Annotated in this window: 24 protein-coding genes; 12 read left to right on the top strand and 12 right to left on the bottom strand. The window is 61.5% G+C overall.

The annotated features are described in order from the left end of the window. Nucleotides 1–2: 2 nt before the first annotated feature. Both rlmN and FGK64_RS17620 read right to left on the bottom strand, forming a co-directional pair. Nucleotides 3–1184 (bottom strand): dual-specificity RNA methyltransferase RlmN, encoded by a 1182-nt coding sequence (rlmN, locus tag FGK64_RS17625; RefSeq protein WP_138865174.1) that lies wholly within the window; start codon nt 1182–1184, stop codon nt 3–5. A gap of 106 nt (nt 1185–1290) precedes the next feature. Continuing rightward, on the bottom strand, nt 1291–1821 hold the full coding sequence (locus FGK64_RS17620) for an invasion associated locus B family protein (protein WP_138865173.1): 531 nt from the start codon (nt 1819–1821) through the stop codon (nt 1291–1293). Nucleotides 1822–1993: 172 nt separating this feature from the next. Between FGK64_RS17620 and FGK64_RS17615 the strand changes: the two genes are divergently transcribed. Beyond that, the gene (locus FGK64_RS17615) at nt 1994–2998 is read left to right on the top strand and encodes an asparaginase (RefSeq protein WP_138865172.1); all 1005 of its coding nucleotides are present in this window, start codon (nt 1994–1996) and stop codon (nt 2996–2998) included. On the opposite strand, the gene serB is transcribed toward FGK64_RS17615, so the two are convergent. Both serB and FGK64_RS17605 read right to left on the bottom strand, forming a co-directional pair. Then, a complete protein-coding gene (serB, locus tag FGK64_RS17610; protein WP_138865171.1) occupies nt 2995–3873 on the bottom strand; it encodes a phosphoserine phosphatase SerB in 879 nt (292 codons plus the stop codon). The genes FGK64_RS17615 and serB overlap by 4 nt on opposite strands. A gap of 61 nt (nt 3874–3934) precedes the next feature. Further along, on the bottom strand, nt 3935–4531 hold the full coding sequence (locus tag FGK64_RS17605; protein WP_171054132.1) for a DUF922 domain-containing protein: 597 nt from the start codon (nt 4529–4531) through the stop codon (nt 3935–3937). Nucleotides 4532–4747: 216 nt separating this feature from the next. On the opposite strand from FGK64_RS17605, the gene FGK64_RS17600 reads away from it, so the two are divergent. Beyond that, a complete protein-coding gene (locus FGK64_RS17600; RefSeq protein WP_138865169.1) occupies nt 4748–5902 on the top strand; it encodes a phosphoserine transaminase in 1155 nt (384 codons plus the stop codon). 76 nt (nt 5903–5978) lie between these two features. Further along, nucleotides 5979–7574 (top strand): phosphoglycerate dehydrogenase, encoded by a 1596-nt coding sequence (gene serA / locus FGK64_RS17595; protein WP_138865168.1) that lies wholly within the window; start codon nt 5979–5981, stop codon nt 7572–7574. A 43-nt stretch (nt 7575–7617) separates the two neighbouring features. On the opposite strand, the gene FGK64_RS17590 is transcribed toward serA, so the two are convergent. Then, entirely contained in the window at nt 7618–7986 is a 369-nt protein-coding gene (locus tag FGK64_RS17590; RefSeq protein WP_138865167.1) for a hypothetical protein, read from the bottom strand. Nucleotides 7987–8212: 226 nt separating this feature from the next. On the opposite strand from FGK64_RS17590, the gene FGK64_RS17585 reads away from it, so the two are divergent. Further along, nucleotides 8213–8944, top strand: a complete 732-nt coding sequence (locus tag FGK64_RS17585; RefSeq protein ID WP_138865166.1) for a metallophosphoesterase family protein — start codon at nt 8213–8215, stop codon at nt 8942–8944. A 2-nt stretch (nt 8945–8946) separates the two neighbouring features. Here the strand turns inward: FGK64_RS17585 and tdh are convergent, their stop codons facing one another. From tdh to FGK64_RS17570, 3 genes are all read right to left on the bottom strand, one after another. Further along, nucleotides 8947–9984, bottom strand: coding sequence for an L-threonine 3-dehydrogenase (gene tdh / locus FGK64_RS17580; RefSeq protein ID WP_138865165.1), 1038 nt, complete (start codon nt 9982–9984; stop codon nt 8947–8949). After that, complete coding sequence (locus FGK64_RS17575; RefSeq protein ID WP_138865164.1) at nt 9981–11168, bottom strand: glycine C-acetyltransferase; 1188 nt, start codon at nt 11166–11168, stop codon at nt 9981–9983. The genes tdh and FGK64_RS17575 overlap by 4 nt, the downstream gene beginning before the upstream one ends. Before the next feature lie 95 nt (nt 11169–11263). Continuing rightward, complete coding sequence (locus FGK64_RS17570; protein ID WP_138865163.1) at nt 11264–11830, bottom strand: helix-turn-helix domain-containing protein; 567 nt, start codon at nt 11828–11830, stop codon at nt 11264–11266. A 122-nt stretch (nt 11831–11952) separates the two neighbouring features. Between FGK64_RS17570 and FGK64_RS17565 the strand changes: the two genes are divergently transcribed. The 6 genes from FGK64_RS17565 to FGK64_RS17540 all read left to right on the top strand — a co-directional run bounded on the left by FGK64_RS17565 (nt 11953) and on the right by FGK64_RS17540 (nt 20779). Then, entirely contained in the window at nt 11953–13128 is a 1176-nt protein-coding gene (locus FGK64_RS17565) for an acetyl-CoA C-acyltransferase family protein (RefSeq protein WP_138865162.1), read from the top strand. Nucleotides 13129–13299: 171 nt separating this feature from the next. Continuing rightward, the gene (locus FGK64_RS17560) at nt 13300–14172 is read left to right on the top strand and encodes an amidohydrolase family protein (protein ID WP_138865161.1); all 873 of its coding nucleotides are present in this window, start codon (nt 13300–13302) and stop codon (nt 14170–14172) included. Between the two features lie 113 nt (nt 14173–14285). Further along, nucleotides 14286–15308 carry a TRAP transporter substrate-binding protein gene (locus FGK64_RS17555; RefSeq protein ID WP_138865160.1) on the top strand — a complete coding sequence of 341 codons (1023 nt, stop codon included), beginning with the start codon at nt 14286–14288 and terminating at the stop codon, nt 15306–15308. Between the two features lie 310 nt (nt 15309–15618). Next, nucleotides 15619–18483 carry a CHASE domain-containing protein gene (locus tag FGK64_RS17550; RefSeq protein WP_138865159.1) on the top strand — a complete coding sequence of 955 codons (2865 nt, stop codon included), beginning with the start codon at nt 15619–15621 and terminating at the stop codon, nt 18481–18483. 262 nt (nt 18484–18745) lie between these two features. Continuing rightward, complete coding sequence (locus tag FGK64_RS17545; protein ID WP_171054131.1) at nt 18746–20374, top strand: ATP-binding protein; 1629 nt, start codon at nt 18746–18748, stop codon at nt 20372–20374. A gap of 24 nt (nt 20375–20398) precedes the next feature. After that, complete coding sequence (locus FGK64_RS17540) at nt 20399–20779, top strand: response regulator (RefSeq protein ID WP_138865157.1); 381 nt, start codon at nt 20399–20401, stop codon at nt 20777–20779. Between the two features lie 74 nt (nt 20780–20853). Here the strand turns inward: FGK64_RS17540 and FGK64_RS17535 are convergent, their stop codons facing one another. The 4 genes from FGK64_RS17535 to FGK64_RS17520 form a co-directional block, all read right to left on the bottom strand. Continuing rightward, nucleotides 20854–21204, bottom strand: coding sequence for an Hpt domain-containing protein (locus tag FGK64_RS17535; RefSeq protein WP_138865156.1), 351 nt, complete (start codon nt 21202–21204; stop codon nt 20854–20856). Next, entirely contained in the window at nt 21201–22187 is a 987-nt protein-coding gene (locus FGK64_RS17530; protein WP_138865155.1) for a response regulator, read from the bottom strand. Before FGK64_RS17530 ends, FGK64_RS17535 begins: the two co-directional genes overlap by 4 nt. A 236-nt stretch (nt 22188–22423) precedes the next feature. Further along, entirely contained in the window at nt 22424–22819 is a 396-nt protein-coding gene (locus tag FGK64_RS17525; RefSeq protein WP_138865154.1) for a VanZ family protein, read from the bottom strand. Between the two features lie 51 nt (nt 22820–22870). Further along, on the bottom strand, nt 22871–23098 hold the full coding sequence (locus FGK64_RS17520) for a hypothetical protein (protein ID WP_138865153.1): 228 nt from the start codon (nt 23096–23098) through the stop codon (nt 22871–22873). 327 nt (nt 23099–23425) lie between these two features. On the opposite strand from FGK64_RS17520, the gene FGK64_RS17515 reads away from it, so the two are divergent. Next, nucleotides 23426–24124 (top strand): fumarylacetoacetate hydrolase family protein, encoded by a 699-nt coding sequence (locus FGK64_RS17515; protein ID WP_138865152.1) that lies wholly within the window; start codon nt 23426–23428, stop codon nt 24122–24124. 231 nt (nt 24125–24355) lie between these two features. Then, the gene (locus FGK64_RS17510) at nt 24356–25402 is read left to right on the top strand and encodes a TRAP transporter substrate-binding protein (RefSeq protein WP_138865151.1); all 1047 of its coding nucleotides are present in this window, start codon (nt 24356–24358) and stop codon (nt 25400–25402) included. Nucleotides 25403–25459: the final 57 nt, after the last annotated feature.

Here is a 25459-nt window from a genome sequence, read left to right as displayed (position 1 = left end):
GGTTACAGCCCGGCCTCTGCCTCGATCTGGCGTCGCGATTTGCGGGCGCGTTCGGTGGCCGATTTAAGCTGCCCGCAGGCGGCCATGATATCCTCGCCGCGCGGCGTGCGGATCGGGCTGGCATACCCGGCCTTGTAGATGATGTCGGCAAACGCACGGATACGGTTGTTCGACGACCGTTTATAGGGCGCGCCGGGCCATTCGTTGAACGGGATCAGGTTGATCTTGGCCGGGATGTTGTGATCGCGGATCAGCTTGATCAGGCGGTGCGCGTCGGCGTCGGTGTCGTTCACCCCGTTCAGCATCACATATTCAAAGGTGATGCGTTCCGAATTCGACACTTTTGGGTAGCTCGCCAGCGCCTGAAGCAGCGTGTCGATGTTCCAGCGCTTGTTGATCGGGACCAGAATGTCGCGGGTTTCATCGGTGGTCGCGTGAAAGGAAATCGCCAGCTGGCAGCCGATTTCCTCGGCCGTGCGCGCGATTTCTGGCACAACGCCCGAGGTCGACAGCGTGATCCGGCGGCGCGACAACTGGATGCCTTCGGCGTCCATCGCGATTTTCATCGCGTCGCGCACGTTGTCGAAATTATACAGCGGCTCGCCCATGCCCATCAGCACGATGTTCGACAGCAGGCGCGTTTCATCCTTGGGCGCGCCGGGCACCGGCCATTCGCCCAGATCGTCGCGCGCCATCATCACCTGCCCGACGATTTCACCCGCCGTCAGGTTGCGCACCAGCTTTTGCGTGCCGGTATGGCAAAACGAACAGGTCAACGTGCAGCCGACCTGAGACGAGACGCAGAGCGTGCCGCGATCTTCCTCGGGGATGTACACCACCTCGACCTCGTGACCGCCGGCGATGCGGACAAGGTACTTGCGGGTGCCGTCATTGCTGACCTGCTTTGACACCACCTCGGGGATTTCAATCACGAATTTCTCGGCCAGATCCGCGCGATAGGCCTTGGCCAGGTTCGTCATCTGCGCGAAATCGCGCACGCCCCACTGGTAGATCCACTGCCAGATCTGACCAACACGCATCTTGGCCTGTTTCTCGGGCGTGCCCGCCTCGATCAGCGCCGTACGCATCCCCTCGCGCGTCAGCCCAACAAGGTTGACGGGCCCCTCGGGGGCTTTCCGGGGGATCGTGTGCACATCCTGCGTGATCGGAGCCGTTGCGGACATAGGCGCGGTTTCCATCGTTGTGACAGCTTTGAAACAAGCCGCCCCTATACAGGATTCGCCACCCGTTTCAAAACAAAGCTGCGCGAGCGTGCCCGATCAGACCGTATTAGCTGGAACAGCGCTGTTCGGCGTCTTCCACGGCGGCGGTGAACCCAAGCAGCGAAAACGTGTCTTTTGTCTGGGTGCCCCGGGCCGAACGTGCTGTCAGAACCGCATCGGTGCCGCGCTTCATCGCGGTGATGATCTTGGCGTCATCGGCGGCCGAGGCCGGCCAGGCCCATTCGCCATCGACGAACAGTTCAAACTCGCTGCCCGAGATGTTCAGGTTTACGGTCGACCCGTCTGCAAAGGGGTAGCCGCCGGTAAAGGTGACCTGCCCGTTCACGCCCGCGTTCGGGCGGTAGAACACCATCAACAGAATGTCGCTGCGCCGCACGGCAACCACGCGGCCGTCGCGTGTGTTCACGGTTTCCTTGGGCGCTGACACGCTCCAGCATTCGTTCGGGTCATCCTCGACGAACACGCTCCAGTCGGTCTTGGCCGCCACGCGGTTCGTGCTTTGCTCCTGCGCGAAAGTTGCCGTCGCGAACACTGCCGCGCTCAGGCCAATTAGCCCCCGGACAAGTTTCGATCCCATCTGCCAGCCTCCAGACTGTCCGTTACCTCAATACTAAACATGGTGCGCGCGCGGGGTTCAACGCCCGTCTTGACGGCGCATCCCGTCGCTTGCCGACAAAGCCACACTAACTTAACAATCACCACAGGCGAAAGGGCGATTGGCAGATTTTCGCGCAGATTTGAGGTGTTCCATGAGCGCATCCGAAGTGCTTGTCGAAATCACACGCGGCGCGATGGTGGAAAGCCTGCATCGCGGGCACGCTGTCATCTGTGACGATAGCGGTAACATCGTGGCGTCCTGGGGCGATCCGCAAGCGGTGATTTACCCGCGCTCGGCCTGCAAGATGGTGCAGGCACTGCCGCTTCTGACATCGGGCGCGGCGGATCGCTATGGGTTGGGGACCGAACAACTGGCGCTGTCCTGTGCCTCGCACAATGGTGCGGCCATTCATACCACGCGGGTCACGGCTTGGCTGGATCAGCTTGGGCTGGCGGATGGCGATTTCCGCTGTGGCCCGCAGGATCCGGCCGACCGGCCCGCGCACGAGGCGTTGATCCGCGACGGCGCGTCGCCCTGCCAGGTGCACAACAACTGTTCCGGAAAACATGCCGGGTTCCTGACGCTGGCGCAGTACATGGGCGCGGGGCCGGAATACACCGAGGTCGATCACCCGGTGCAGCAATCCTGCCTTGCCGCGTTCGAGGAAGCGACGGATCGCGCCAGCGAAGGCTATGGCATCGACGGTTGTTCCGCGCCGAATTTTGCCACGTCGTTGCAGGGGCTGGCGCGGGCAATGGCGTGGTTTGCCAGCGCGGGCGAGAGATCGGACCGTGCCAGCGACGCGGCGCAGCGGCTGACACAGGCGATGATGGCGCACCCCGAGCTGGTCGCAGGCGAGGGCCGCGCCTGCACCGCGCTGATGCGCGCGATGGGTGGGCAGGTGGCGGTGAAAACCGGCGCCGAAGGCGTGTTCGTCGCGATCCTGCCGGGCCGCAAGCTGGGCGTCGCGGTCAAGATCGAAGACGGCGCAACGCGCGCCAGCGAATGCGCGATCACCGCGATCCTGGTGCAGCTGGGCGTGCTAAGTGCCGACCACCCGGCGACAGCGGCCTATCTGAACGCGCCGCTGGTCAATCGGCGCGGCATCACGGCGGGGCGCATCCGCGCGGCGGATACCCTGTTGCGCCCGATCTAGCCGGTCACGAAATCGGCGCGGGCATAGCCCTGGATGAACAGCAGCGCCGACAGATCGCCAAAGTTGATGCGCACGTCACATTCGGCAGCCACCACCGGCTTGGCGTGCAGCGCCACGCCGGTGCCCGCCCGGCCCAGCATCCCCAGATCGTTCGCGCCATCGCCCACGGCAATCACCTCGGATTCGGAAATGCCAAGGCGCTGGGTGATCTGTTCCAGCGCCTCGATTTTGGCTTGCCGGCCCAGAATCGGGCGCCCGACCTCTCCGGTCAGGGCGCCATTCTCGGCGATCAGCGTGTTGGCGCGGTTCTCGTCGAACCCCAGCTTGGCCGCCACGACGCGCGTAAAGGCTGTGAACCCGCCCGAGACCAGCGCCGCATAAGCCCCGTTGGCACGCATGGTGCCCACCAGTTCCGGCCCGCCGGGCATCAAAGTGATGCGCGTGTCCAGCACGCGGGCAATCACCGCTTCGGGCAGATTGGCCAGCAGACCGACGCGTTCGATCAGCGCGCCTTCGAAATCCAGCTCACCGTTCATGGCGCGGGCGGTGATGTCTTTCACCCGCGCGCCCACACCGGCCTCGTCCGCCAGTTCGTCGATGCATTCCTGCTGGATCATTGTGCTGTCCATATCAGCCAGCAGCATCCGCTTGCGCCGCCCCTCGACCGGCTGCACCACCAGATCGACACCCAGCTTTTGCAGATCTTCCCAGACTTCCCAGCGGTTCGACGGCACCTCGGCCAGGGTGAATTCCGCCGCCTCGTTCAGCGCAAGCCAGCGCACCTGGTGCCCGCCCCAGGCCGCGCGCAGCGAGTCTACCAGTGTATGGTCCAGCCCCGGGTTCTTGGGCGAGGTCAGGCAGGTGACGACATACATGGGGCGGTCCTTTCACGCGGTTGTCCGCGTCAAAGCATGTTTCCCCCGCTTGCGCCAGACCCTAGGGAATCGAGGTATCCAGCACCGGCCCATGGCCCGTTTTACTGTCGAGCGCCTTGTTCACCTTTTCCAGCCGCGCCTCGATCGTCGAGGTGTCGATCTTTGCGAGCACGTCGGTTTCCCATTCTTTCAGCGCTTTTTCCTGCGCGACTTTCTTGTCGGCGTCCTCGACCTGCTTGGTGATGTTCACCACCTCTTTGCCCAGGGCCTTCATCTCGTCGATCATTGCGGTGACGTGTTCGTTTTCATGCACCATCAACTCCTTCATGAACCGCTTCCATTCCTTCTTGGCCTTGGCGCTCAGGTTCTTGTCGGACTTCAGCTTGGGGTGGTCGATGGTGCAATCCACCAGCGAGACGTTCACCACGCTGGTGGCCAGATCGCAGATAAACACGCCCTTTTTCTTGTCTTCTTTCACCTTGAACCCGCAGTTCGGGTTGGCATCGCCCTTTGCCACCGTCTTGCCCGCGCGGTTTTTGCCGTTCACTTTGGGGCCCTTCTTTTCAATATCCGCCCAGATGTCGGCCAGCGTGTCACCGGCCACGGTATAGGGCACGTTCTTGGGCGAGGGCGTTTTGGCTTTCACTGATCCGGCCATGGTCAAATCCTTTGTCTGAAAATACCGCCATCCTACCATGCGCAACCGAGTCGCCAAAGCGCGGCAGTTTCCGATCGGAACGGGGCGCGTCGTTTTTTGTGGGTGATGCGGCGCATTCGGTGAATTTCCCCGCTTGTCAGCCGCGCGGCGCAGGCGTAAGTGCGGCGGTGGGACACCCCTCCCCAACGAGGGGCGCTTATCTGGAAGGGTAGCTACATGGCTATTGATAAACCGGCGACGCGGCCGGCCAATCCGCGTTTCTCTTCTGGCCCCTGTGCCAAACCCCCCGCATTCGCCTTGGAAAAACTTGCCCATGCTCCGCTGGGCCGGTCGCACCGTGCCGCCGTTGGCAAGGACAAGCTGAAAGCGGCGATCGAAACCACCCGCGACATTCTGGGCGTGCCGGCCGATTACCGCATCGGCATCGTACCCGCGTCGGACACCGGCGCCTTTGAAATGGCCATGTGGAACCTGCTGGGCGAGCGCCCGGCCGAGATGCTGGCCTGGGAAAGCTTTGGCGCGGGCTGGGTCACCGATGTGGTCAAGCAGCTGAAGATCGAGGCCGAGGTCAAGACCGCCGAGTACGGCGAGATCGTCGACCTGGCGGGCGTCGATTTCGACAAGGACGTGTGTTTCACCTGGAACGGCACCACCTCGGGCGTGCGTGTCGCCAATGGCGATGCGATCCCCGCGGACCGAGCCGGCCTCACGCTGTGTGACGCCACCAGCGCCGCCTTCGCGATGGACCTGCCGTGGGACAAGCTGGATGTGACGACCTTCTCCTGGCAGAAGGTTCTGGGCGGCGAAGCGGCGCATGGGATGCTGATCCTGTCGCCCCGCGCTGTCGAGCGGCTGGAAAGCTACACCCCCGCCTGGCCGCTGCCGAAAATCTTCCGCCTGACCAAGGGTGGCAAGCTGATCGAAGGCGTCTTCAACGGCGAAACCATTAACACGCCCTCGATGCTGGCGGTCGAGGATTACCTGCTGGCGCTCGACTGGGCGCGCGATGTGGGCGGGCTGAAAGGCCTGATCGCCCGCGCCGATGCCAACACTGCCGCCGTGTCGGATTTCGTCGCGGCACATGACTGGATCGATTTCCTTGCCACCGATCCGGCGACCCGGTCGAACACAAGCGTCTGCCTGAAGTTCACCGATGCCCGCATCGCCGATGGCGCCGCCTTTGCCAAGGCCGTCGCCAAACGGATGGAAGTTGAAAACGCGGCGTTGGACGTGGGCGCCTATCGCGACGCGCCTCCGGGCTTGCGCATCTGGTGCGGCTCGACGGTGGAAACCGCCGACATCCAGGCGATGCTGCCCTGGCTCGAATGGGCGTTCAACGCCGAGATCGAGGCGCAGAAGGCCGCGGCCTGACCCTGCCCCGCCACCCGTCCCCGGCGGATGGGTGGCTCCCCAGACATTCCGAATGCTTTCCAAAGGACCACACACCATGGCCCCCCGTGTACTTATCTCTGACAAACTGTCCGACGCCGCCGTTCAGATCTTCAAGGATCGCGGCATCGACGTGGATTTCCAGCCCGATCTGGGCAAGGACAAGGACAAGCTGGCCGAAGTGATCGGCCAGTACGATGGCCTTGCGATCCGCTCGGCCACCAAGGTGACCGAGAAGATCCTTGAAAACGCGACCAACCTGAAGGTCGTCGGCCGCGCCGGCATCGGCACCGACAACGTCGACAAGGACGCCGCATCAAAGAAAGGCGTGATCGTGATGAACACGCCCTTCGGCAACATGATCACCACCGCCGAACACGCGATTGCGATGATGTTCGCCGTGGCGCGCCAAATCCCCGAGGCCAGCGCATCGACCCATGCGGGCAAATGGGAAAAGTCCAAGTTCATGGGCGTCGAGCTGACCGGCAAGACGCTGGGCGTGATCGGCGCGGGCAACATCGGTGGCATCGTCTGCGACCGCGCGCGTGGGCTGAAGATGAAGGTCATCGCATACGATCCCTTCCTGGGCGAGGAAAAAGCCGCCAAGATGGGCGTTGAAAAGGTTGAACTGGACGCGCTGCTGGCGCGGGCCGATTTCATCACCCTGCACGTGCCGCTGACCGACCAGACCAAGAACATCCTGAGCCGCGAAAACCTGGCCAAGACCAAGAAGGGCGTGCGCATCATCAACTGCGCCCGTGGCGGTCTGGTCGACGAAGAGGCGCTGGCCGAGATGCTGCAATCGGGCCACGTCGCCGGTGCCGCGTTCGACGTGTTCAGCGAGGAACCCGCCAAGGAAAACGCGCTGTTCAACCTGCCCAACGTGGTCTGCACCCCGCACCTTGGCGCCGCGACGACCGAGGCACAGGAAAACGTCGCCCTTCAGGTCGCCGAGCAGATGGCGAACTACCTGCTGACGGGGGCCGTGGAAAACGCGCTGAACATGCCGTCGGTCACCGCGGAAGAGGCCAAGGTGATGGGCCCCTGGCTGAAACTCTCGGGCCACCTGGGCGCCTTCATTGGCCAGATGACGGACGAGCCGATCAAGGCGATCAACATCCTATATGATGGTGTCGTGTCGTCTATGAACCTGGCTGCGCTGAACTGCGGCGTGATCGCGGGGATCATGAAAAAGTCGAACCCCGACGTGAACATGGTCTCGGCCCCGGTGGTTGCCAAGGAACGCGGCATCCAGATCAGCACCACCAATCAGGACAAATCCGGCGCCTTCGACGGCTATATCAAGGTGACCGTGGTGACCGAAAAGCGCGAGCGGTCCATCGCGGGCACCGTGTTCAGCGATGGCAAGCCCCGGTTCATCCAGATCAAGGGCATCAACATCGACGCCGAGGTCGGTGCGCATATGCTGTACACCACGAACGAAGATGTGCCGGGCATCATCGGCACTCTGGGCAATACGCTGGGCACCAATGGCGTGAACATCGCGAACTTCACCCTTGGCCGGTCGGATCGCGGGGGCGAGGCGATTGCCCTGCTCTATGTCGATGACGAAGTGCCCGCCGACGTGCGTCAGAAACTGGCCGACACCGGCCTGTTCCGCCAGATCAAGCCGCTTCAGTTCGACGTGGCATAAGCCTTGGGTGCGGCGGGCCTTCGCTTCGGGTCCGCCGCGCGCTTTACCCCCTGCCGTGGCGCAGGATGATCACCCCGAACACCAGCATCGACAGCAGGCTGAGGATCGACCCGGCCGCCGCGACCCCCTCGTTCACACCCATGTGCGCCATGGCGATCCCCGGCACGAGCACCACCAGCCCCACCAGCGCCAGCGCGAAATGCACCTTGGGCAGCAGCCCCTGCGCCGCATTGGGCACGAGGTGGTAAAAGAACGCGTAAATCGAAAAACTGACCCAGCCCAGCAGGTTTAGGTGTGCATGCGCCGGTGACAGCAGGTGGTCATGTGTCGCGGCCATCTGGATACCCCAGACCATGCCAATCAGCACCGACAGCACGCCAAGTGCGAAAAACCAATACGGTAGTCCCTTCATCTTTGTCTTTCCTTCTTCAAATTGCCTTGGCGCAGCGGGTTGGACCTGCCGCGCTGGGTGGGCGAAATCTTAACGACCCTGCGCAATCTGCGAAGGGAGCGGCTTCAATTTCACGACACCTGCGGATTTCCGGGCACATATCGCGGTTTCGTCATGATCGCTGGGCAGGGTGGACCGCGTGGCGCGGCTGTGCGAAATCCGGCTTCAAGTCAGACAGGAGACCGGCATGACCCCCGCGCCCCAATATGTGATCGGCGACATTCACGGCCAGATCGACATGCTCGACCAAGCCTTGGCGTGGATCGAAGCCGACGGCGGGCGCGACGCACGGGTGATCTTTCTGGGCGATCTGGTGGATCGCGGGCCGAACAGCCGGGGCGTGATCGACCGTGTCATGCGGGGCATCGCCCAAGGTTGCGATTGGCGCGTGGTGCTGGGCAACCACGACCGCATGTTCGCCCGGTTCCTGCAAGACGGAGAGATGCATGATCCCCGCATCAAATCGGGCATCGGCTGGCTGCATCCCCGGCTGGGCGGGGTGCAGACGCTGGCCTCATACGGCGTGGTCGAGGCGGCGAACCGTCCGCTGGCCGAGGTGCTGGAGCAGGCGCGCGCCGCTGTGCCGCAGGCGCATCGCGATTTCATCAGCGCCCTGCCGCGCCACATCGAACAGGACGGGCTGCTGTTCGTGCACGCGGGCATCCGCCCCGGCGTTCCGCTGGCCCATCAAGATCCCGAAGATCTGATCTGGATCCGCGACGGGTTCCTTGAGGAGTCTCGCCCGCACCCCTGGTTGGTGGTGCATGGCCATACCGCCATCGACTTGCCGTTTCACTATGGCAACCGCGTAAACCTGGATGGCGGCGCGGGTTACGGCCGCACTCTGTACCCGGTGGTGTTCGAAGGCACCAGCGCATGGATGCTGGACGAAGCCGGGCGGTTGCCGCTGGTGCCGTAGGGTTACCGCCAGTCCAGCACCACCTTGCCGCTTTGGCCGGATTTCATCGCGGCAAAGCCTGCCTGAAACTCGTCCGCCGCAAAGCGGTGGGTGATGATGCCCGACACGTCCAACCCGTTCTGCAACATCGCGATCATCTTGTACCAGGTTTCAAAGATCTCGCGGCCATAGACGCCCTTGATCGTGATTGCCTTGAACACGATGCGCGACCAGTCGACCGGCGATTTGCCCGGAGGGATCCCCAGCATGGCGATGCGGCCTCCCATGGTCATCGCCTCGACCATCTGGTCCAGCGCCTGCTGATTGCCCGACATTTCCAGACCCACGTCAAAGCCCTGTTTCATCTTGAGCCGGGCAATTACCTCGGGAAGGTCGGTTTCCGACACGTTCACCGGGATCACATCGGCCACCTGCGCGGCAAGATCCAGCCGGTGCTGGTTCACGTCGGTAATCACGACATAGCGTGCGCCGACATGGCGGGCGACGGCAGCGGCCATAATTCCGATCGGCCCGGCCCCGGTGATCAGCACGTCTTCCCCGATCAGGTCAAAGCTGAGCGCGGTGTGCACCGCGTTGCCCAGCGGGTCCAGAATGGCGCCGATGTCGTCGGAAATTTCATCGGGCAGGGGCACCACGTTGAACGCGGGGAGTTTCAGATATTGCGCAAAGGCGCCCTGTTCGTTCACCCCTATGCCGCGCGTTGCGGGATCAAGGTGGAACTTGCCGGCCCGGCTTTGGCGCGAGGTCTTGCCGATCAGGTGGCCTTCGCCACTGCATCGCTGACCGATGGTCAGCCCATCGACATTGGCTCCGATCTCGACAATCTCTCCAGCGAATTCGTGGCCCGTAATCAGCGGCACGGGCACGGTGCGCTGGGCCCAGTCGTCCCAGTTCCAGATATGGATATCGGTGCCGCAGATGCCTGTCTTGTTGATGCGGATCAGCACGTCGTCGGGGCCGATCTCGGGCACCGGGGCGGTCTGCATCCACAGCCCTTCACGCGGTTCGGCCTTGCACAGGGCCCTCATTTCGTTGGTCATGACAGCACTCCTGTCTTGCGGCCCGCCACTTCGAAGGCGGCCAGCGCGGTGTCCAGATCGTCGCGGGTCAGCGCCGCGTTCATCTGCGTGCGGATGCGGGCCTGACCATGCGGCACCACGGGAAAGAAGAACCCCGAAACATATACACCTTCGTCAAACAGGCGCGCGGCCATGTCCTGCGCCAGCTGCGCCTGCCCCAGCATCACCGGCACGATGGGGTGTTCGCCGGGCAGCAGGGTGAACCCCAACCGCTCCAATCCCGCACGCCAATAGCGCGTGTTTTCAAACAGTTGCGCGCGCAGAGCATCGCCTTCGCGGACAAGGCGCAGCGCCTCGATCCCGGCGGCGACGATGGCCGGGGGCAGCGCGTTGGAAAAGAGGTAGGGCCGCGCGCGTTGACGCAGCAGGTCGATCACCGGTTGCGGCCCGGCGACATAGCCGCCGATGGCCCCGCCCAGTGCCTTGCCCAAAGTGCCGGTCAGAATGTCGGCGCGGGTGCCGAAATGCGCGGGCGTGCCCTGACCCTGCGGCCCCATGAAGCCGGTCGCGTGGCAATCGTCGACCATTACCACCGCGTCATAGGCATCGGCCAGCGCGCGGATCTCGGGCAGTTTCGCCAGATAGCCGTCCATGCTGAACACGCCATCGGTCGCGATCATGATGTGGCGCGCGCCATCGGCCCGGGCGGCTTTCAGCTGCGCCTCAAGATCACCCATGTCCGAATTGGCATAGCGATAGCGTTTCGCCTTGCACAGCCGGATGCCGTCGATGATCGAGGCATGGTTCAGCGCATCGGAAATCACCGCATCCTCGGGGCCCAGCAGCGGTTCGAACAGCCCGCCGTTGGCGTCGAAACAGGCAGCGAACAGGATCGAATCGTCCATCCCCAGAAACCCGGCCAGCGCCTGTTCCAGCGTGCGGTGAATGTCCTGCGTGCCGCAGATGAACCGCACGCTGGCCATGCCGAACCCCTTCGGCTCCATCGCGGCCTTGGCGGCGGCGATCAGGTCGGGGTGGTCGGCCAACCCGAGGTAGTTGTTGGCGCAGAGGTTGATCAACTCGCGCTCGCCGACTGTGATCCGCCCCCCTTGGGGCGAGGTGATCGGGCGTTCGCGTTTGGTCAGCCCGTCGGCCTCGATCTGGGCAAGGGTTTCGGACAGGTGCGACAGGAACGATTCGGACATCACGGGCCTCCATTTGCCGTGATGTCTATCATAGCGGAAAAAATTCCGAAATGGGGGAAATTCTGTTTAGCGGAAATTTGTCCGGTAAGGTGGAATTACTCCGACTTCACGATCAGGAAGGCGCGGGCCGCCTCGCCGGGGGCGGTGATTGCGTGGGCCACATCTGCGGCATAGCGCGCGGTGTCCCCGGGGCCGAGCGTTTCCAGCGCCGCGCCCGATTGCACCTGAAGCTGGCCGGAGATCACCGTCAGGCTTTCTACGGTGCCCCGCGCGTGGGGCTGGCTGGGCAGGCGGCCGCCGGGCTTCAATTCAAGCTCGTACAGCTCGTGCCGGTTGGCCTCCTCGGGCAGGGACAGGATGCGGATGCGGCAGCCTTGGCCCATATTGTCGATGGTCGGCGTTTCGCGGGCGCGCAGAACGTCGATCGTGCCATCGCGGGTCTCGGCCTCGAGCAGGCCGGCGAAATCCACCTGCAAGGCGCGGGTCAGGTTCCACAGGGTCGAGATGGTCGGGCTGCTTTCGCCACGCTCGATCTGGCTGACCATCGACCGTGACACGCCCGAGAGGTTCGAAACCGCTTCGAGCGACAGACCCTGCGCGCGCCGCGCCTGTTTCAGCCGCGCGGGCAGCAGGTTCAGTATGTCGTCGGTACTGTCCGTCATGACGGATAATTGCCTTGTGACGTAGGGTCCTGTCAATTGGCTGCAGCGCAGCATCACACTGGAAATGCCTGTCGGCCCGTGCGTATAGTCGCGCCGACGAGGAAGAGAGAGTGAGGACCCCCATGAAAGACATCGTGATTCTGGACGGCGCGCGCACGGCTATCGGCACCTTCGGCGGCAGCCTGTCGAGTGTTGCGCCGATTGATCTGGCGACCGTGGCAACCGAAGCGGCGCTGGAGCGGTCCGGTGTCGACGCGGGACAGATCGGCCATGTGGTGTTCGGCCATGTCATTAACACCGAGCCGCGCGACATGTATCTGAGCCGGGTTGCGGCGATGAACGCTGGCGTGCCGGAAAGCACCCCGGCGATGAACGTGAACCGGCTGTGCGGGTCGGGCGCGCAGGCGATCGTCTCGGCGATCCAGTCGCTGGCGCTGGGCGATGCCGAATTTGCGCTGGCCGGCGGGGCCGAGGCCATGTCGCGCAGCCCCTACATCGTGCCCTCGGCGCGCTGGGGGCAGAAGATGGGCGATGTCAAGTCGCTCGATATGATGCTGGGCGCGCTGAACTGCCCGTTTGGCACCGGCCACATGGGCGTGACGGCGGAAAACGTCGCGAAAGAGCACCAGATCACCCGCGAGCAGCAGGACGAATTCGCGCTGCAATCCCAGACGCGCGCGGCGGCGGCCATCGAGGCCGGGTATTTCGACAGCCAGATCGTGCCGGTCGACGTGATGGTGCGCCGCGAGAAGGTGCCCTTTGCCAAGGACGAACACCCGAAAGCAACAAGCGCCGAGGCGCTGGCCGGGCTGCGCCCCGCGTTCCAGAAAGACGGCACAGTAACGGCGGGCAACGCCAGCGGCATCAACGACGGTGCGGCCGCGCTGGTGCTGGCCAGCGCCGAGGCGGCGCAGGCGGCCGGGTTGAAACCGCGCGCGCGGGTGCTGGGCTATGCCCATGCCGGCGTGCGCCCCGAGGTGATGGGCATTGGCCCGATCCCTGCGGTGCAGGCGCTGTGCGAACGTACGGGCCTGTCGGTCGATGATTTCGACGTCATCGAAAGCAACGAGGCGTTTGCCTCGCAGGCGCTGGCGGTGAGCCGCGAGCTGGGGCTCGACAACGCGCGGGTCAACCCGAACGGCGGCGCCATCGCGCTGGGGCATCCGGTGGGCGCAACCGGTGCGATCATCACCGTGAAGGCGCTGTACGAGCTGGAGCGCATTGGCGGCAAACGCGCGCTGATCACCATGTGCATTGGCGGCGGCCAGGGCATCGCGCTGGCGGTGGAACGCCTGTAATCAGGGCGAGGGTGTCTGCCCTCCAGGATGAGGAACAAGCGGGGGGCCTCGGCCCCCCGCGCCCCCCGAGGATATTTGCCGCCCAAAGAAGCAGGGGCGGTGTCTGAGGGGATTTGACAATTCAGGCCGGGCGGGATGTTTTCGCGCCGTGCCGCAAGAGGAGTTGCCGCGATGATCGACCTTGAAAAGGTACGGGCCATTGATTTTCATACCCATGCCGAGGAGCCCTGTGGCTGCCATGCGGACGATGGGTATGACGATCTGCAAACGGCGATGGCTGAATATTTCGGTGCGCCGTGGAAGCATCCGCCGACTGTCGAACAGACTGCGGCGCATTACCGCGAGCAGAACATCGCGGCGGTAATCTTTCCCGTCGATGCCGAGCGCGAAACCGGGTATCGCCGCTATAAGAATGAAGAAGTGGCCGAGCTGGCCGCCAAGCATTCCGATATCCTTATCCCCTTTGCCTCGATCGATCCGCACAAGGGCAAATTGGGCGCGCGCGAGGCGCGTAACCTGGTCGAGAATTACGGCGTTCAGGGGTTCAAGTTTCACCCCACGATGCAGGGCTTCTATCCGAACGACCGGATGGCCTATACGCTGTACGAGGCGATTGCGGAGACCGGCAAGCCGGCGCTGTTTCACACCGGGCAGACGGGTGTCGGCTCGGGGATGCCCGGCGGGAACGGGATGCGGCTGAAGTATTCCAACCCGATGTATATTGACGATGTGGCGGTGGATTTCCCCGACATGCCGATCATCCTGGCGCACCCGAGCTTTCCCTGGCAGGAAGAGGCGCTGGCCGTGGCGCAGCACAAGCCCAACGTCTATATCGACCTGTCGGGATGGTCGCCGAAGTATTTCCCGCCGATTCTTGTGCGCTATGCCAACACGCTGCTGCGCAAGAAGATGCTGTTCGGGTCGGACTGGCCGATGATTTCACCCGAGAAATGGCTGGCGGCCTTCGACAAGGCCGATTTCCGGGACGACGTGCGCCCCGGCATCCTGAAAAACAACGCGGCCAAGCTGCTGGGCCTGACCTAGCTGCCTTGAAACCGGGCGCTTTGCCAGTTGCGCGGCGCCCGGGGCTGTCATGACAGTTGAATGACAAGGCGGCGTCGGGGTAGGGATTTGCACCCAAGCCAAGGAGTGCTGCCATGTTCCCCCTGAATTCTTCTCTTTCCTTTCGCCGTCTGGCGGCCTCGGTCGTGGTGCTGGCCGGGCTAAGTGTGCCTTTGGCCGCGCAAGACTATGTCGCCCGCATCGGGCATCTGGAATCGATGCAGCAAAGCCGGCACATTCATCTGGAACAGGTGGCAGAGCTGGTCAGCGAACGCACCGGCGGCGCCGTGGCTTTCGAGATTTTTCCGCAGGGTCAGCTGGGCAACCAGCGCGAGATGACCGAAGCGGTCCAGCTGGGCACGCTCGAGGCGACGGTGTCGCCCGCGGCCTTCCTGGGCGGGTTCAACCCCGTGGTGTCGATCCTTGATATTCCCTATCTGCTGCCGGCAGACGACGCGAAGGCGCAGGCGTTGCGCGACGGGCCGTTCGGGCAGGCGCTGCTGGATTCCTTTGCCAGCCGTGGAGTGGTGGGCGTTGCGTTGTGGCCCAACGGGCGCAAGAATTTCACCTCGAACAAGCCGTTGGATTCGATGGCGGATTTCGCGGATCAGAAGTTTCGCGTGATGGATAGCCGCATCCTGATCGAGCAGTTCGGCGCGCTGGGCGCCTCGGCCGTGGCGCTGCCGTTTGGCGAGCTGTACACCTCGCTTCAGACGGGTGTCGTGGACGGGCAGGAAAACCCGTTGGATACCATCCTGCGGATGAAGTTTCACGAAGTGCAGAAGCATCTGGTGGTGTCTGACCATGGCGCGATGGAGGACGTGGTTCTGTTCAACCCGACCTGGTGGAACGACCTGCCGCAAGAGCATCGCGATGTGATCGTCGCGGCCTTTGCCGAAGTCATCCCCGCGCTGACGGCGCACAAGGCAGAGGCGGTCAAGGCCGCGCTGACCGAGATCGAGACGAGCGGAATCGACGTGCGTAAAGTTTCCGAGGAAGAGGCCGCCGAGCTGCGGGCGGCGATGTATGCGCCGTCGGCTGCGGCCTATGTCGAACGGGCCGGGGCCGAGGGTCAGGCGCTGCTTGATCTGTATGAAGAGCAGCTTTCGGCGCAGTAAACGCCGCTGTCTGACCGGGAATTTTTCCGGGTTCGCCGCCACGGTGCCGCCGTGGCGGCTAATTTTCGTCACAGGTTTTGGATTACGTCGGGGTACGGGGGATTTTCCCGTCAAGATTGTATGGTAACGTCATAGCCGGGTTGCCGGGAGCCTGTTTCAAGGAACCGGCGGACTGAGTTGCGATAGCAACAGTCCAACGTGAAATCGAAATACACCTTTTAATGGGGTGCATGGCGATCTGGGCAATGCAAAAAACAAGTCTGGCCTGCAAGAATGCGGGTGGCAGTGGCGGGCGGAGGAAAAACCGACCTTGAAGTTAGGGACAAGAACCGCGCAGTTCGGGTTGCTGACCCTTTGCGTTGTGATCACTATCCTGGCCTACCGAGCGGTGGATCGCGTTGCATGGCGCGATACAGAGCGGACCTTTGTTACCCTCACCTCTGACACCGTGGATTCGATCAACACGCGCTTTACCGCCTTTCGCCGTCACCTTGACGGGTTGGCGGGCCTGTTCAACGCATCGGAAACGGTGACGCGCGACGATATGGTGCATTACGTCGATGCAACCATCGCGGCCGACACTTCGCTGCACGGGCTGAACGGGCTTGGGTTCATTCAGCAAATAGGGCGTCCGGATCTGCCCGCCTTTCTGGCCGAGGTCGAATCGCTTGGTGTAACCGGGTTTCGTGTGCATCCAGATGCAGGCACGGATACGCTGTATCTTGTGAAATATATCGAGCCGGTGCAGTTGAACCCGGATGTCCCCGGGCTGGATATGGCAGCCGAGGACGCCTACCGTACGACTCTCGAAGAGGCACGCGACAGCGGCCTTGCACGTCTGTCGCCGCCGGTTCCGCTGGAAATCGATGGAAACACGCGAACTGCGTTCATTTTCGTGCGTCCCGTTTTCCGCACCGACGCTCCGGTTGGCACTGTGGAGGAACGGCGGGCAGCTTTGCGGGGCTGGGCCTATGCGCCGATCTTTGTCGATGCCGCGCTGGCCAATCTGACGGCCTCTCAGGGCAAATTGTTCACCATGTCTGCGCGCGCTCAGGCCGACGCGGCGCCGTATTTTCCCAGCGTCGATGCCGCACAGGCCGATGCCGCCGACGCGCTGTTCGGGCGGCGCAGCGCGCTGAACCTGCACGGTTTGCCCATAGTGATGGAATGGGCCAGCACAGAGCAGCTTAACGACAGGTATTCACAGATCAGCGCGATTGTCGTGCTTGTGGGCGGTACTCTTCTGACGGGGGTTTTCGGTTACCTGCTGCGCACGATTTCCCGCCGCGAAGAGGAAGTGTCGCGCCAGGTGGCGCGCAAGACATCCGACCTGATTTCCAGCGAAGAGGAAAACCGGTCGATTGTCGAAAACGCGGTAGCTGGCATCCTGACGCTGGATCCGCACGGATATATCCTGAGTTGCAACAAGGCGACCCTGACGATGCTGGGCCGGAAAGAGGCCGAAATCGTCGGCCGTCCGGCCGGGCAGGCGTTTCCGGGGATCGAATTGGACGAACCGATGCAGCGATTGTCGTGGCGGCGATCGGGTTCGGGACGGCGGCGGCATTTCGATGTCAGGGCCAGCGCCTGGACCTCGGCCAACGGCTCGCGGCGTACGACGCTGATCATCCGGGATGTCACCGAAGAAATGCGGATGATCGAAGAGGTCGAGAATACCGAGCGCCGGTGGGACCTGGCCTTGCGGGGCGCGCAGATCGGCGTGTTCAACATCGACCTCAGCACCGGCCGGTCCGAAGTGACCGACAGTTGGAAGCGGCTGATGAACCTGCCGGTCGATGAGGATGGTCTGGATTACCAGAAGATCTTCCAGTCGCGCATTCATCCCGACGATGCCGATGCCTTGGCCCAAGCCGATGCGGCCTGTATCCGGGGCGAGACCGAGCGCGCGATTTCACAGTACCGGATGCACTTCGAGGGCGAGGGCTGGCGTTGGATGATGTCGAACGCCGCGGTGGTAGAAATGGACGGGCCGGATCGGGGCAAGTATCTGATCGGAGCCCAGACAGACGTGACCGACCAGGTCCTGGTACAAGAGAAGATCCGCGAAAACGAAGAGCGCCTGAGGCTGGTGTTTTCCTATGCACCCGTCGGCAATGCCGTGCTGCTGCCAGACGGCCGCTTTTCAGCGGTAAATGACGCCTTCTGCGAGATGCTTGGCTTTGGCGAGGTCGATCTGACTGAAAACCGCAAACTGCGCGATATTCTGGCCCGCGACGATCTGATCGACATCCTGAAGCAGATCGAACGCGTCAAACAGGCTGGCGGTCATTCGGTGGAGGCAGAGCGCGAATTCACGCGTCGCGACGGCAGCCGGTTCTGGGGTCTGACCAGCGTGTCGTGGACGCCGGATAAGCAGACCCAGGACGATATCTATATCGTGCAGGTCAACGATATCACCGAGATCAAGAACCTGGAGCGGATGAAGAGCGAGTTCATCGCGACAGTCAGCCATGAATTGCGTACGCCGCTGACATCAATCCGTGGGGCGCTGGCGCTGCTGGAAAACGCGCTGGGCGATTCTCTGAAGGGGTCGGGGCATCGCCTGCTGGATATCGCACAATCGAATTCCGACCGTCTGATCGCTTTGGTCAACGACATCCTTGATATGGAGCGGATCGGATCAGGTCAGCTTGAGTTCCACTTCGAATCCGAAGACGTCGCGGAGTTTCTGGAAGAGGTCAGTCACCAGATGCTGCCCTATGCCGATGGTCTGGGCATCCGGCTGGAATTCGACATTCCTGAAGACACCGGCGCGATCTGGATCGACCGGACCCGGGCAGCGCAGGTGTTTTCCAACCTGATCTCGAACGCTTGCAAGTTTTCACAGCGTGACAGCGTTGTGCGGATCGAGGCCCGGGCTGGCGACACGATGACCACCTTCCGCGTGATCGATTCCGGCCGTGGCATTCCCGACACCTTCCGGGCGAACATTTTCAAACCGTTTTCGCAGGCCGACAGTACGGATACCCGCGAGAAGGGCGGCACAGGGCTTGGATTGTCGATCGTGAAACAGATCGTAGAACGTATGGGTGGTACCGTGGATTATGAAAGCGTGCTGGGCAAGGGCACGACGTTCCTATTCACCGTGCCGCAGGAAGAGCCCAAGGCCGAGCGCCGAAACGATGGTATGTCGATGGCTGTAGGGCAGTCGTAAAGCGACACCGGAGGCTTGCCTTAACCATATGTCCTTAAAGAACAATCTTGCGCCACAAGCCGGTCGGATTGTGTGATAAACCTCACTTTTGACATTATCTTGGCATCAATTGTTCGAATAGCGCTGCAATCTTGGTCAAGAACGTTGACAGGCCACGAGGCTTTATTAGATGTTCGCGGCAACTATTATCAATGCGCTGGAATAGCCGGCGATTTACCTTGGGCATTTCGGGCAGGGACTCATGAACTCAAAAAAGTTCATTATGAAATCCATACTTCTTGCGTTGGCGGTTTTTCTTCTTAGCCCTGTCGTCGCCGCCGCCTTTGGCTACTCTCTGTCCCGCACACTTGTTCCCTATATTACGCTGGCCGCCGGGGTCTTCATGGCGCTGGTCTTCTGGTACATTTTCGATGGGCACTCGGGAGAGGCAACCGGGCAAAGCGGCCGCAACCAGCTTCTGCAAGAGGTGTCGGCCCTCAATCACCACGCGATGGTCAGCCTGACCGACCGCGACGCGCGCCTGTTTCACGTCAATGACAAGCTGCTTGAAGTCAGCGGGTTCACCGCCGAGGATCTGCTGGGCCAAAGTACAAGTGTTCTGTACGCCGAGGAAGACAAGCACCAGTTTGCCGGAATTCGCGCTGGGCTTGATCGCGGGATTCCCTGGACGGGAGAAACCCGGATGCGGTGCAAAAGCGGCAAGACGATCTGGACGCAGGCCACGATCCTGCCCCGCCTTGACAGTGAAGGCCACCTGATCGGCACCGTGTCGATCCGCACAGATGTCACGACCGCCAAGATCAACGCCCAGCAGAACGATCTGTTCACCACGCTGCACAAGCTGTGGGACGAAGTTTATATGCTGGACCCGGAAACGCTCGCCTTCTCCTACATGAACGAAGCGGCGCTGGCGCGGGTCGGCTGGGAGGCGGGCGAGGTCAAGACCAAGACGCTGTGGGACGATTGCAAAGACCTGGACGAAGCCAAGTTCCGCGCCCGGATTGAACCGCTTTTGACGGGCGAGGTGGATCAGATCACCTATGCCGATGACATCGACGGGGTGCCCTACAACAACCGGATTCAGCTTATCACTACTTACTCGGGTGAAAAGCAGTTGGTCGCGGTGCTGCGCGATGCCTCGGAGCAGGCCGAAGTCGAACGGGTAAAAGCCGAGCTTCTTGCCACCATCAGCCACGAGCTGCGCACGCCGATGACATCGATCAAGGGCGCGATGGGGCTGTTGCTGTCGAATGCGGCAGGCGAGTTGCCGGAAAAAGCGCGCTCTATGCTTAGCATCGCGTATCGCAATTCCGACCGGCTCGTAATGATTATCAACGACATCCTGGATATCGAGAAAATCGCCGCCGGTCAGATGGTTTTTGAGATGAACACCATGCCGCTGTCGCTGGTGATCGACGAATCCATTGCCGCCAACGAACAGTTTGCCAACCGCTTTGACGTGACCGTCGAAAAGCAGGGTGTCGACGAGGCGGCCCATGCCTCTTACGATTTTGGCCGCACCCTTCAGGTTCTGACCAACCTCTTGTCGAACGCCGCCAAGTTTTCGCCCGTCGGCAGCAAGGTGATCGTGCGGGTGGAACAGGTTGGCCAAAGCTATCGGATCAGCGTGCAGGACTTTGGCGCCGGTATACCGGAAGAGGCGCAGGGCCGAATCTTTGAACGCTTCACCCAAGTCAAGCAGGACAAATCGCACCGCGGGGTGCAGGGCACCGGCCTGGGCCTGAACATATCCAAGGTCATCATGGAGCAACAGTCCGGCGGGATTGGCATGGTCAGCCAGGAAGGCGTAGGTTCGACTTTCTTTGTTGAGTTTCCTGTGGCAGAGGTTAACGACAGCTTGCAGGACCAGCCGGCCGAAATCGCGAGCTGATCCGAACGGAACAGGAAGACTGAATTGCTGAAATTGCTGCATGTCGAGGATGACGAAGATATTCGCGAAGTCGCGAATATGGCGCTTGAACTGTCTGGGGAGTTCGAAGTCTTGCAATGCGCCTCGGGCGAAGAGGCGATCGAGCGCGCCGTCGGGTTTGGCCCGGATGTTCTTTTGCTCGACGTGATGATGCCGGGGATGAGCGGCCCGTCAACGCTGAAAGAGCTGCGTACCATGGAAGGCATGGCTGACACGCCCGCGATTTTCATGACCGCCCGCGCCCAGCCCGCCGAGGTGGAAGAACTGAAATCGTTGTCGGCGATCGCTGTCGTTGTGAAGCCGTTCGATCCGATTTCCCTGGGCGATCAGATCATGGATGCGCTGAAACAGGCCGGTAAGGCCTAGTCGATCACCGCGATCATCAACACGCAAAAACCGCCCGATGGGCGGTTTTTTTTGTCAGCGTTTGTGCCGGCCGGTTAGTGGGACGGCGCGACCAGTCCTTCCGCCAATTCGGCAAACTCACCCAGCGAATCGAAAATTTGCTCCAGCCCCGGCTGACTCGACTCGAGAAAGCTGATGATCTGATTCTCGCAGGTGCGGGCGGCGTCGCCCAGCGTGGTCATGCCCAGCGTTCCGGCAGAACCAGCAATCTTGTGCAGGATATTCTTCGACATCTCCAACGCCGCCAAATCGGGCGCGTCTTCGTACATATTGTCGCAAAGCTGCTCCAGCTCGTCGAGCCGATCCACCAGCATCGTGATGAAACGCGCACGAATACGCTCCAGCCCGGGTAGCATTTCGGCGGCTTGAACCGTTTCCATCATCATCCGGCACGCTCCGACAACCAATATTCATCCTGCATTTTCTCGCGGCGGATCGCCTCTTCTTCGGCGCTAGCGTGCGCTTCGAGAACCGCGTCGATCACGTTGCGTCCGGCCCGCCAGATCAGGCGGAAAGCCTGGCCTGCGCAAAGACGGAAATCAAGTTTGCGCCCGTCGCAGAAATGCAGGTCCATGTCGTGGATCGCCAGGTTGATCTGATCGGTCAAACGATCCAGATCGGGGCGATGGCCCCCTTCAACCACGCAGACGAACGTGCCGTTACCGGCATAGGAAATCAGGAATTGGTGCGGTTTAAGGCAATCCGAAATCGCCTCGGACGTGTCGGTAATCAGGCATTCGAACCCGAAGGCCGTGCTTTGATTATACAGCTCTTGAATTCGGCGGATCGAAAACGCGAAGACGGTCGAGCCAAAGAGAGATCCACGCGACAGCTGCGTTACATAGTTCTCGAAGGCAAAATAGTCGATAACACCATCGACATCCATGATCGGGACGGGTTCGTTCAGCGACACCTTTTCGTTGGGATCGCCCGTCTTGGCTTCGCTGCGCTGCACCGCAAAGATCTTCTTCGTCAGGGCCGAGTCGCCACTCACCCGCGATTCGGCATTTTTGATGCGGAACCGCAGTTCGGTGATGTCGAAGGGCTTGGTCACATAGTCGGTCGCGCCGGCTGTGAAGGCATTGTCGATATAGTTCTTGTCCGACATTGCGGTGATCATCAGCACCGGAACGCGCGCATATTGCGTGGTTTCGCGCAGTTTGCGGCACAGCTCGATGCCGTCCATGCCAGGCATCTGGATATCAAGAAGAAAACAGTCGAACGGTTCTGTTTCTGGACGCGCAAGAAGTTCAAGCGCATCGATCGCCGAATCGGCGGTCATAACATCATGTTCGGTATCCATCGTCGCAAGAAGCTCTGACAAGAGCTCAAGGATGATCGGATCATCATCGACGGCCAGGATTCTCATGGTCTTCCTCGTCTTCTCCGGTAGGCCCTAGTGGGGTCCGGATGCATTTGCCTCATTTATTAACCTTACTTTCACAATCCAATGAGGCAGTAATGTGGCGGCCTTGGCGCCGGATTGGAAAAAATGGCAGAATAAATGGGGTTTCGTTCGGGAAAATCGGTGGAAATTGGGGTATTCCGGGCGCGAAACCTGAAATCTCATGCAGTTTTACAAGGCGTTATCGACGCAAGGCTGGCTCAACCTGTGGCTGTGTCAGTTGATTCGCGCAACCCGAACGCCATGCGGATCATCTTGCCGGCGCACAGGCCGCCCAGTACACCGGCGGAATCGGCCAGAAAATCAAGAAACTCACGGGATCGGCCGACATACGGCTGGATCAATTCGATCGCGCCCCCCAGGGTCAACGCAAACAAGGCAATGGCGAAGGCATGTCGCGGGAGCACGGTGGCCGAGGGCAGCACCAGAACGAAAAAAACCGCGAAATGCACGATCAGGTCGCTACGCGGAGGTCCCGGAAGGGCCGGCATCGGGGTGAGTGTTCCATAAAGAACAAAGGCCGCCCAAAGGCATGTGAATGCATAGACAAGAAGAGTAATGACGCGACTGCCGCGTTGCGAAGTGTCGGTCTGCATCTGCCCTGCCCACATGGTTCGGGCGCTATATAATCCGTCGCGCTACGGCTGTCATGATCGCAGGTGCAGTTTTGCAGGGGTGACGGAAATCTGTCGTTTTCGCCGCCGTTTGCGCCACTTGGCAAGGGACTGCTGCACACCGATCACCGCGATGAACACCCCGATGCCCGTTGCCGAATAGATCGGCAAGATCGTCCAGGCTGGCATGTCTGACTTCGCCGCGAACAGCGCGGCGATCAGGGCAGAGAAAGTCGCCAGAATTAGCGGGGGTACAAGCATCTTGCATTCCAAACAGGGCGCGGTCTGGTCAGCGGCCCTGTCTGTACAGTCTGCACATGCAAATTAATTCCTGATTAAGATGGCCGTACGAAGTGACATCGGCGCCGAGAGAGCAGGCCATACATAAACATGGTTACGAGCGCAGGTGCCGCGCGTTGCGTGGGCGCGCCGCCTCTGCGCTCGACATCTGGCGGATTCCACGCAATCAAGGGCAATGGAACCGTTTCGATCAGCGGCCAGATTGTTGCATGGGGCCCTAGGATACGTTTTCCGGGCGCCCGACTGGCCGTTGCAAGATACACTTGGATATGACGAGGAACGCACGAGATGAGCGGATTGCTGTTTGAATTGCCCGAGACCCTGACCATTCCGGTCAAGGGCGAAAGCGCGGGTTACCCTGTGGGCCGCATCTTCTGCGTGGGGCGCAACTATGCTGCTCATGCCGCCGAAATGGGGTTCGAAGTGGACCGCGAGGCGCCGTTCTACTTCACCAAATCGCCCGCCAATGCCGTGGCAAGCGGCGCGTCGATGCCCTATCCGCCGGGCACCGAGAACTTTCACTATGAAATGGAATTGGTGATGGCGATTGGCGCGCCGGTGTTCCGGGCCGATGCCGAACAGGCGCGGGGTGCGATCCATTCGTTTGGCTGCGGGCTCGACATGACGCGCCGCGATCTTCAGATCAAATCGCGCGAGAAACAGCGCCCGTGGGATCTGGGCAAGGACGTGGAAAGCAGCGCGGTGTTCGCCCCGCTGACCCCGGCGGCCGAATTGGGCGAGATTGGCCCGCAGCGTATTCACCTGGAGGTGAATGGTGAGGTGAAACAAGATGCGACGCTGGCCGAACTGATATGGAAGCTGGATGAAATCGTGATGGACTTGTCGAAGTTTTATCACCTGCGCCCTGGCGATCTGATCATGACGGGCACGCCCGCAGGCGTTGGCCCGGTTGTGGCGGGCGACAAGATCACCGGCGGGATTGATGGGCTGGACCCGATCGAGCTGACGATAACCGACGCTGAATAAGGCGAAAATTCCGATCGGCGGTTTATTCGACCCGTTGGCAAATGCTGGCGGGTCGTTATAGTTGTTGCGGCGGCAACCCATGTCCGGCCGCGCGGATTAGGTATAACTCATAACAAAATTGACGAATCGCGCGGCCGCGTGGCATGGCTTAACATGACTGTCGCTTAGATGTTGCAATATAAGTGTCTACGTGCACTATATTGCAAAACAGGGGGTCAAAGGGAGGAACTTATGACCAATCGTAGAAAACTGATGGGATACGTGGGTGCTGCGGCCATCGCAGCGCTGGCGACCGGCTTTGGGGCGACCTCGGCCATCGCGCAAGAGGTGACGCTGAAGCTGCACCAGTTCCTGCCCGCGCAGGCCAATGTGCCGAAACTGGTTCTGGATGTCTGGGCCGACAACGTCGAAAAAGCGTCGGACGGCCGCATCAAGGTTGATCGTTATCCCTCGATGCAGCTGGGTGGCAAGCCGCCAGAGCTGATGGACCAGGCCATCGACGGCGTCGCTGACATCGTCTGGACCGTGGTCGGCTATACTCCGGGCCGCTTCCCGACGACCGAAGTGTTCGAACTGCCCTTCATGATGACGAACGCCCGCGCGGTCAGCCGTGCCTATTGGGAAATGTTCGAAAAGCACATGAAGGATGACGAATTCCGCGATGTGCACATTCTGGGCACATGGGTCCACGGCCCGGGCATGATCCACACCAAGGATCCGGTCGAAAAGCCTGAAGATCTGCAGGGTATGAAGATTCGCGGCGGCTCGCGTTCGGTCAACTCGCTGCTGACCAAGCTGGGCGCGACTCCGGTTGGTATGCCTGTGCCTGCCGTGTCCGAGGGCCTGTCGAAAGGCGTGATCGACGGCACCACCATCCCGTGGGAAGTGACCACCGCGCTGAAAGTGCCGGAACTGGTGGGCAACCACACCGAATTCACCGGAAAGGCGCTGTATGTGCTGACCTTTGTTCTGGCGATGAACAAGGACAAGTATGAAAGCCTGCCCGACGATCTGAAGAAGGTGATCGACGATAACTCGGGCCTTGAATTCTCGGTCTTTGCGGGCGGCACTCAGGCCGACTCGGACGGCCCGGCACGTCAGGTGGCCGTGGATCGCGGCAACAACATCATCACCATCTCGGAGGCCGATACCGAAGAGTGGCGCAAGCTGTCGCAGCCCATCTACGACGAATGGGTCGAGGACATGAACAAGCGTGGCAAGGACGGTCAGGCGCTTCTGGACGAAGCACGGATGCTGATCGACAAATACACCGAGTAATCGGTCACGCAAAGCCAAGGGGCCACGGCGCAGTGACGCCGGGCCCCGATCCAAGCC

The sequence above is a fragment of the Arenibacterium halophilum genome (assembly GCF_005938225.1).
Lineage (GTDB): Bacteria > Pseudomonadota > Alphaproteobacteria > Rhodobacterales > Rhodobacteraceae > Arenibacterium > Arenibacterium halophilum.
Note: the sequence above shows the minus strand (reverse complement) of the source record. Positions and strands in the feature narration are given on the sequence as shown.

Bases quoted from the DNA above. Each gene is read 5' to 3' on its own strand.
- rlmN (WP_138865174.1), bottom strand. From the start codon at position 1,184: ATGTCCGCAACGGCTCCGATCACGCAGGATGTGCACACGATCCCCCGG.
- FGK64_RS17620 (WP_138865173.1), bottom strand. From the start codon at position 1,821: ATGGGATCGAAACTTGTCCGGGGGCTAATTGGCCTGAGCGCGGCAGTG.
- FGK64_RS17615 (WP_138865172.1), top strand. From the start codon at position 1,994: ATGAGCGCATCCGAAGTGCTTGTCGAAATCACACGCGGCGCGATGGTG.
- serB (WP_138865171.1), bottom strand. From the start codon at position 3,873: ATGTATGTCGTCACCTGCCTGACCTCGCCCAAGAACCCGGGGCTGGAC.
- FGK64_RS17605 (WP_171054132.1), bottom strand. From the start codon at position 4,531: ATGGCCGGATCAGTGAAAGCCAAAACGCCCTCGCCCAAGAACGTGCCC.
- FGK64_RS17600 (WP_138865169.1), top strand. From the start codon at position 4,748: ATGGCTATTGATAAACCGGCGACGCGGCCGGCCAATCCGCGTTTCTCT.
- serA (WP_138865168.1), top strand. From the start codon at position 5,979: ATGGCCCCCCGTGTACTTATCTCTGACAAACTGTCCGACGCCGCCGTT.
- FGK64_RS17590 (WP_138865167.1), bottom strand. From the start codon at position 7,986: ATGAAGGGACTACCGTATTGGTTTTTCGCACTTGGCGTGCTGTCGGTG.
- FGK64_RS17585 (WP_138865166.1), top strand. From the start codon at position 8,213: ATGACCCCCGCGCCCCAATATGTGATCGGCGACATTCACGGCCAGATC.
- tdh (WP_138865165.1), bottom strand. From the start codon at position 9,984: ATGACCAACGAAATGAGGGCCCTGTGCAAGGCCGAACCGCGTGAAGGG.
- FGK64_RS17575 (WP_138865164.1), bottom strand. From the start codon at position 11,168: ATGTCCGAATCGTTCCTGTCGCACCTGTCCGAAACCCTTGCCCAGATC.
- FGK64_RS17570 (WP_138865163.1), bottom strand. From the start codon at position 11,830: ATGACGGACAGTACCGACGACATACTGAACCTGCTGCCCGCGCGGCTG.
- FGK64_RS17565 (WP_138865162.1), top strand. From the start codon at position 11,953: ATGAAAGACATCGTGATTCTGGACGGCGCGCGCACGGCTATCGGCACC.
- FGK64_RS17560 (WP_138865161.1), top strand. From the start codon at position 13,300: ATGATCGACCTTGAAAAGGTACGGGCCATTGATTTTCATACCCATGCC.
- FGK64_RS17555 (WP_138865160.1), top strand. From the start codon at position 14,286: ATGTTCCCCCTGAATTCTTCTCTTTCCTTTCGCCGTCTGGCGGCCTCG.
- FGK64_RS17545 (WP_171054131.1), top strand. From the start codon at position 18,746: ATGAAATCCATACTTCTTGCGTTGGCGGTTTTTCTTCTTAGCCCTGTC.
- FGK64_RS17535 (WP_138865156.1), bottom strand. From the start codon at position 21,204: ATGATGATGGAAACGGTTCAAGCCGCCGAAATGCTACCCGGGCTGGAG.
- FGK64_RS17530 (WP_138865155.1), bottom strand. From the start codon at position 22,187: ATGAGAATCCTGGCCGTCGATGATGATCCGATCATCCTTGAGCTCTTG.
- FGK64_RS17525 (WP_138865154.1), bottom strand. From the start codon at position 22,819: ATGCAGACCGACACTTCGCAACGCGGCAGTCGCGTCATTACTCTTCTT.
- FGK64_RS17520 (WP_138865153.1), bottom strand. From the start codon at position 23,098: ATGCTTGTACCCCCGCTAATTCTGGCGACTTTCTCTGCCCTGATCGCC.
- FGK64_RS17515 (WP_138865152.1), top strand. From the start codon at position 23,426: ATGAGCGGATTGCTGTTTGAATTGCCCGAGACCCTGACCATTCCGGTC.
- FGK64_RS17510 (WP_138865151.1), top strand. From the start codon at position 24,356: ATGACCAATCGTAGAAAACTGATGGGATACGTGGGTGCTGCGGCCATC.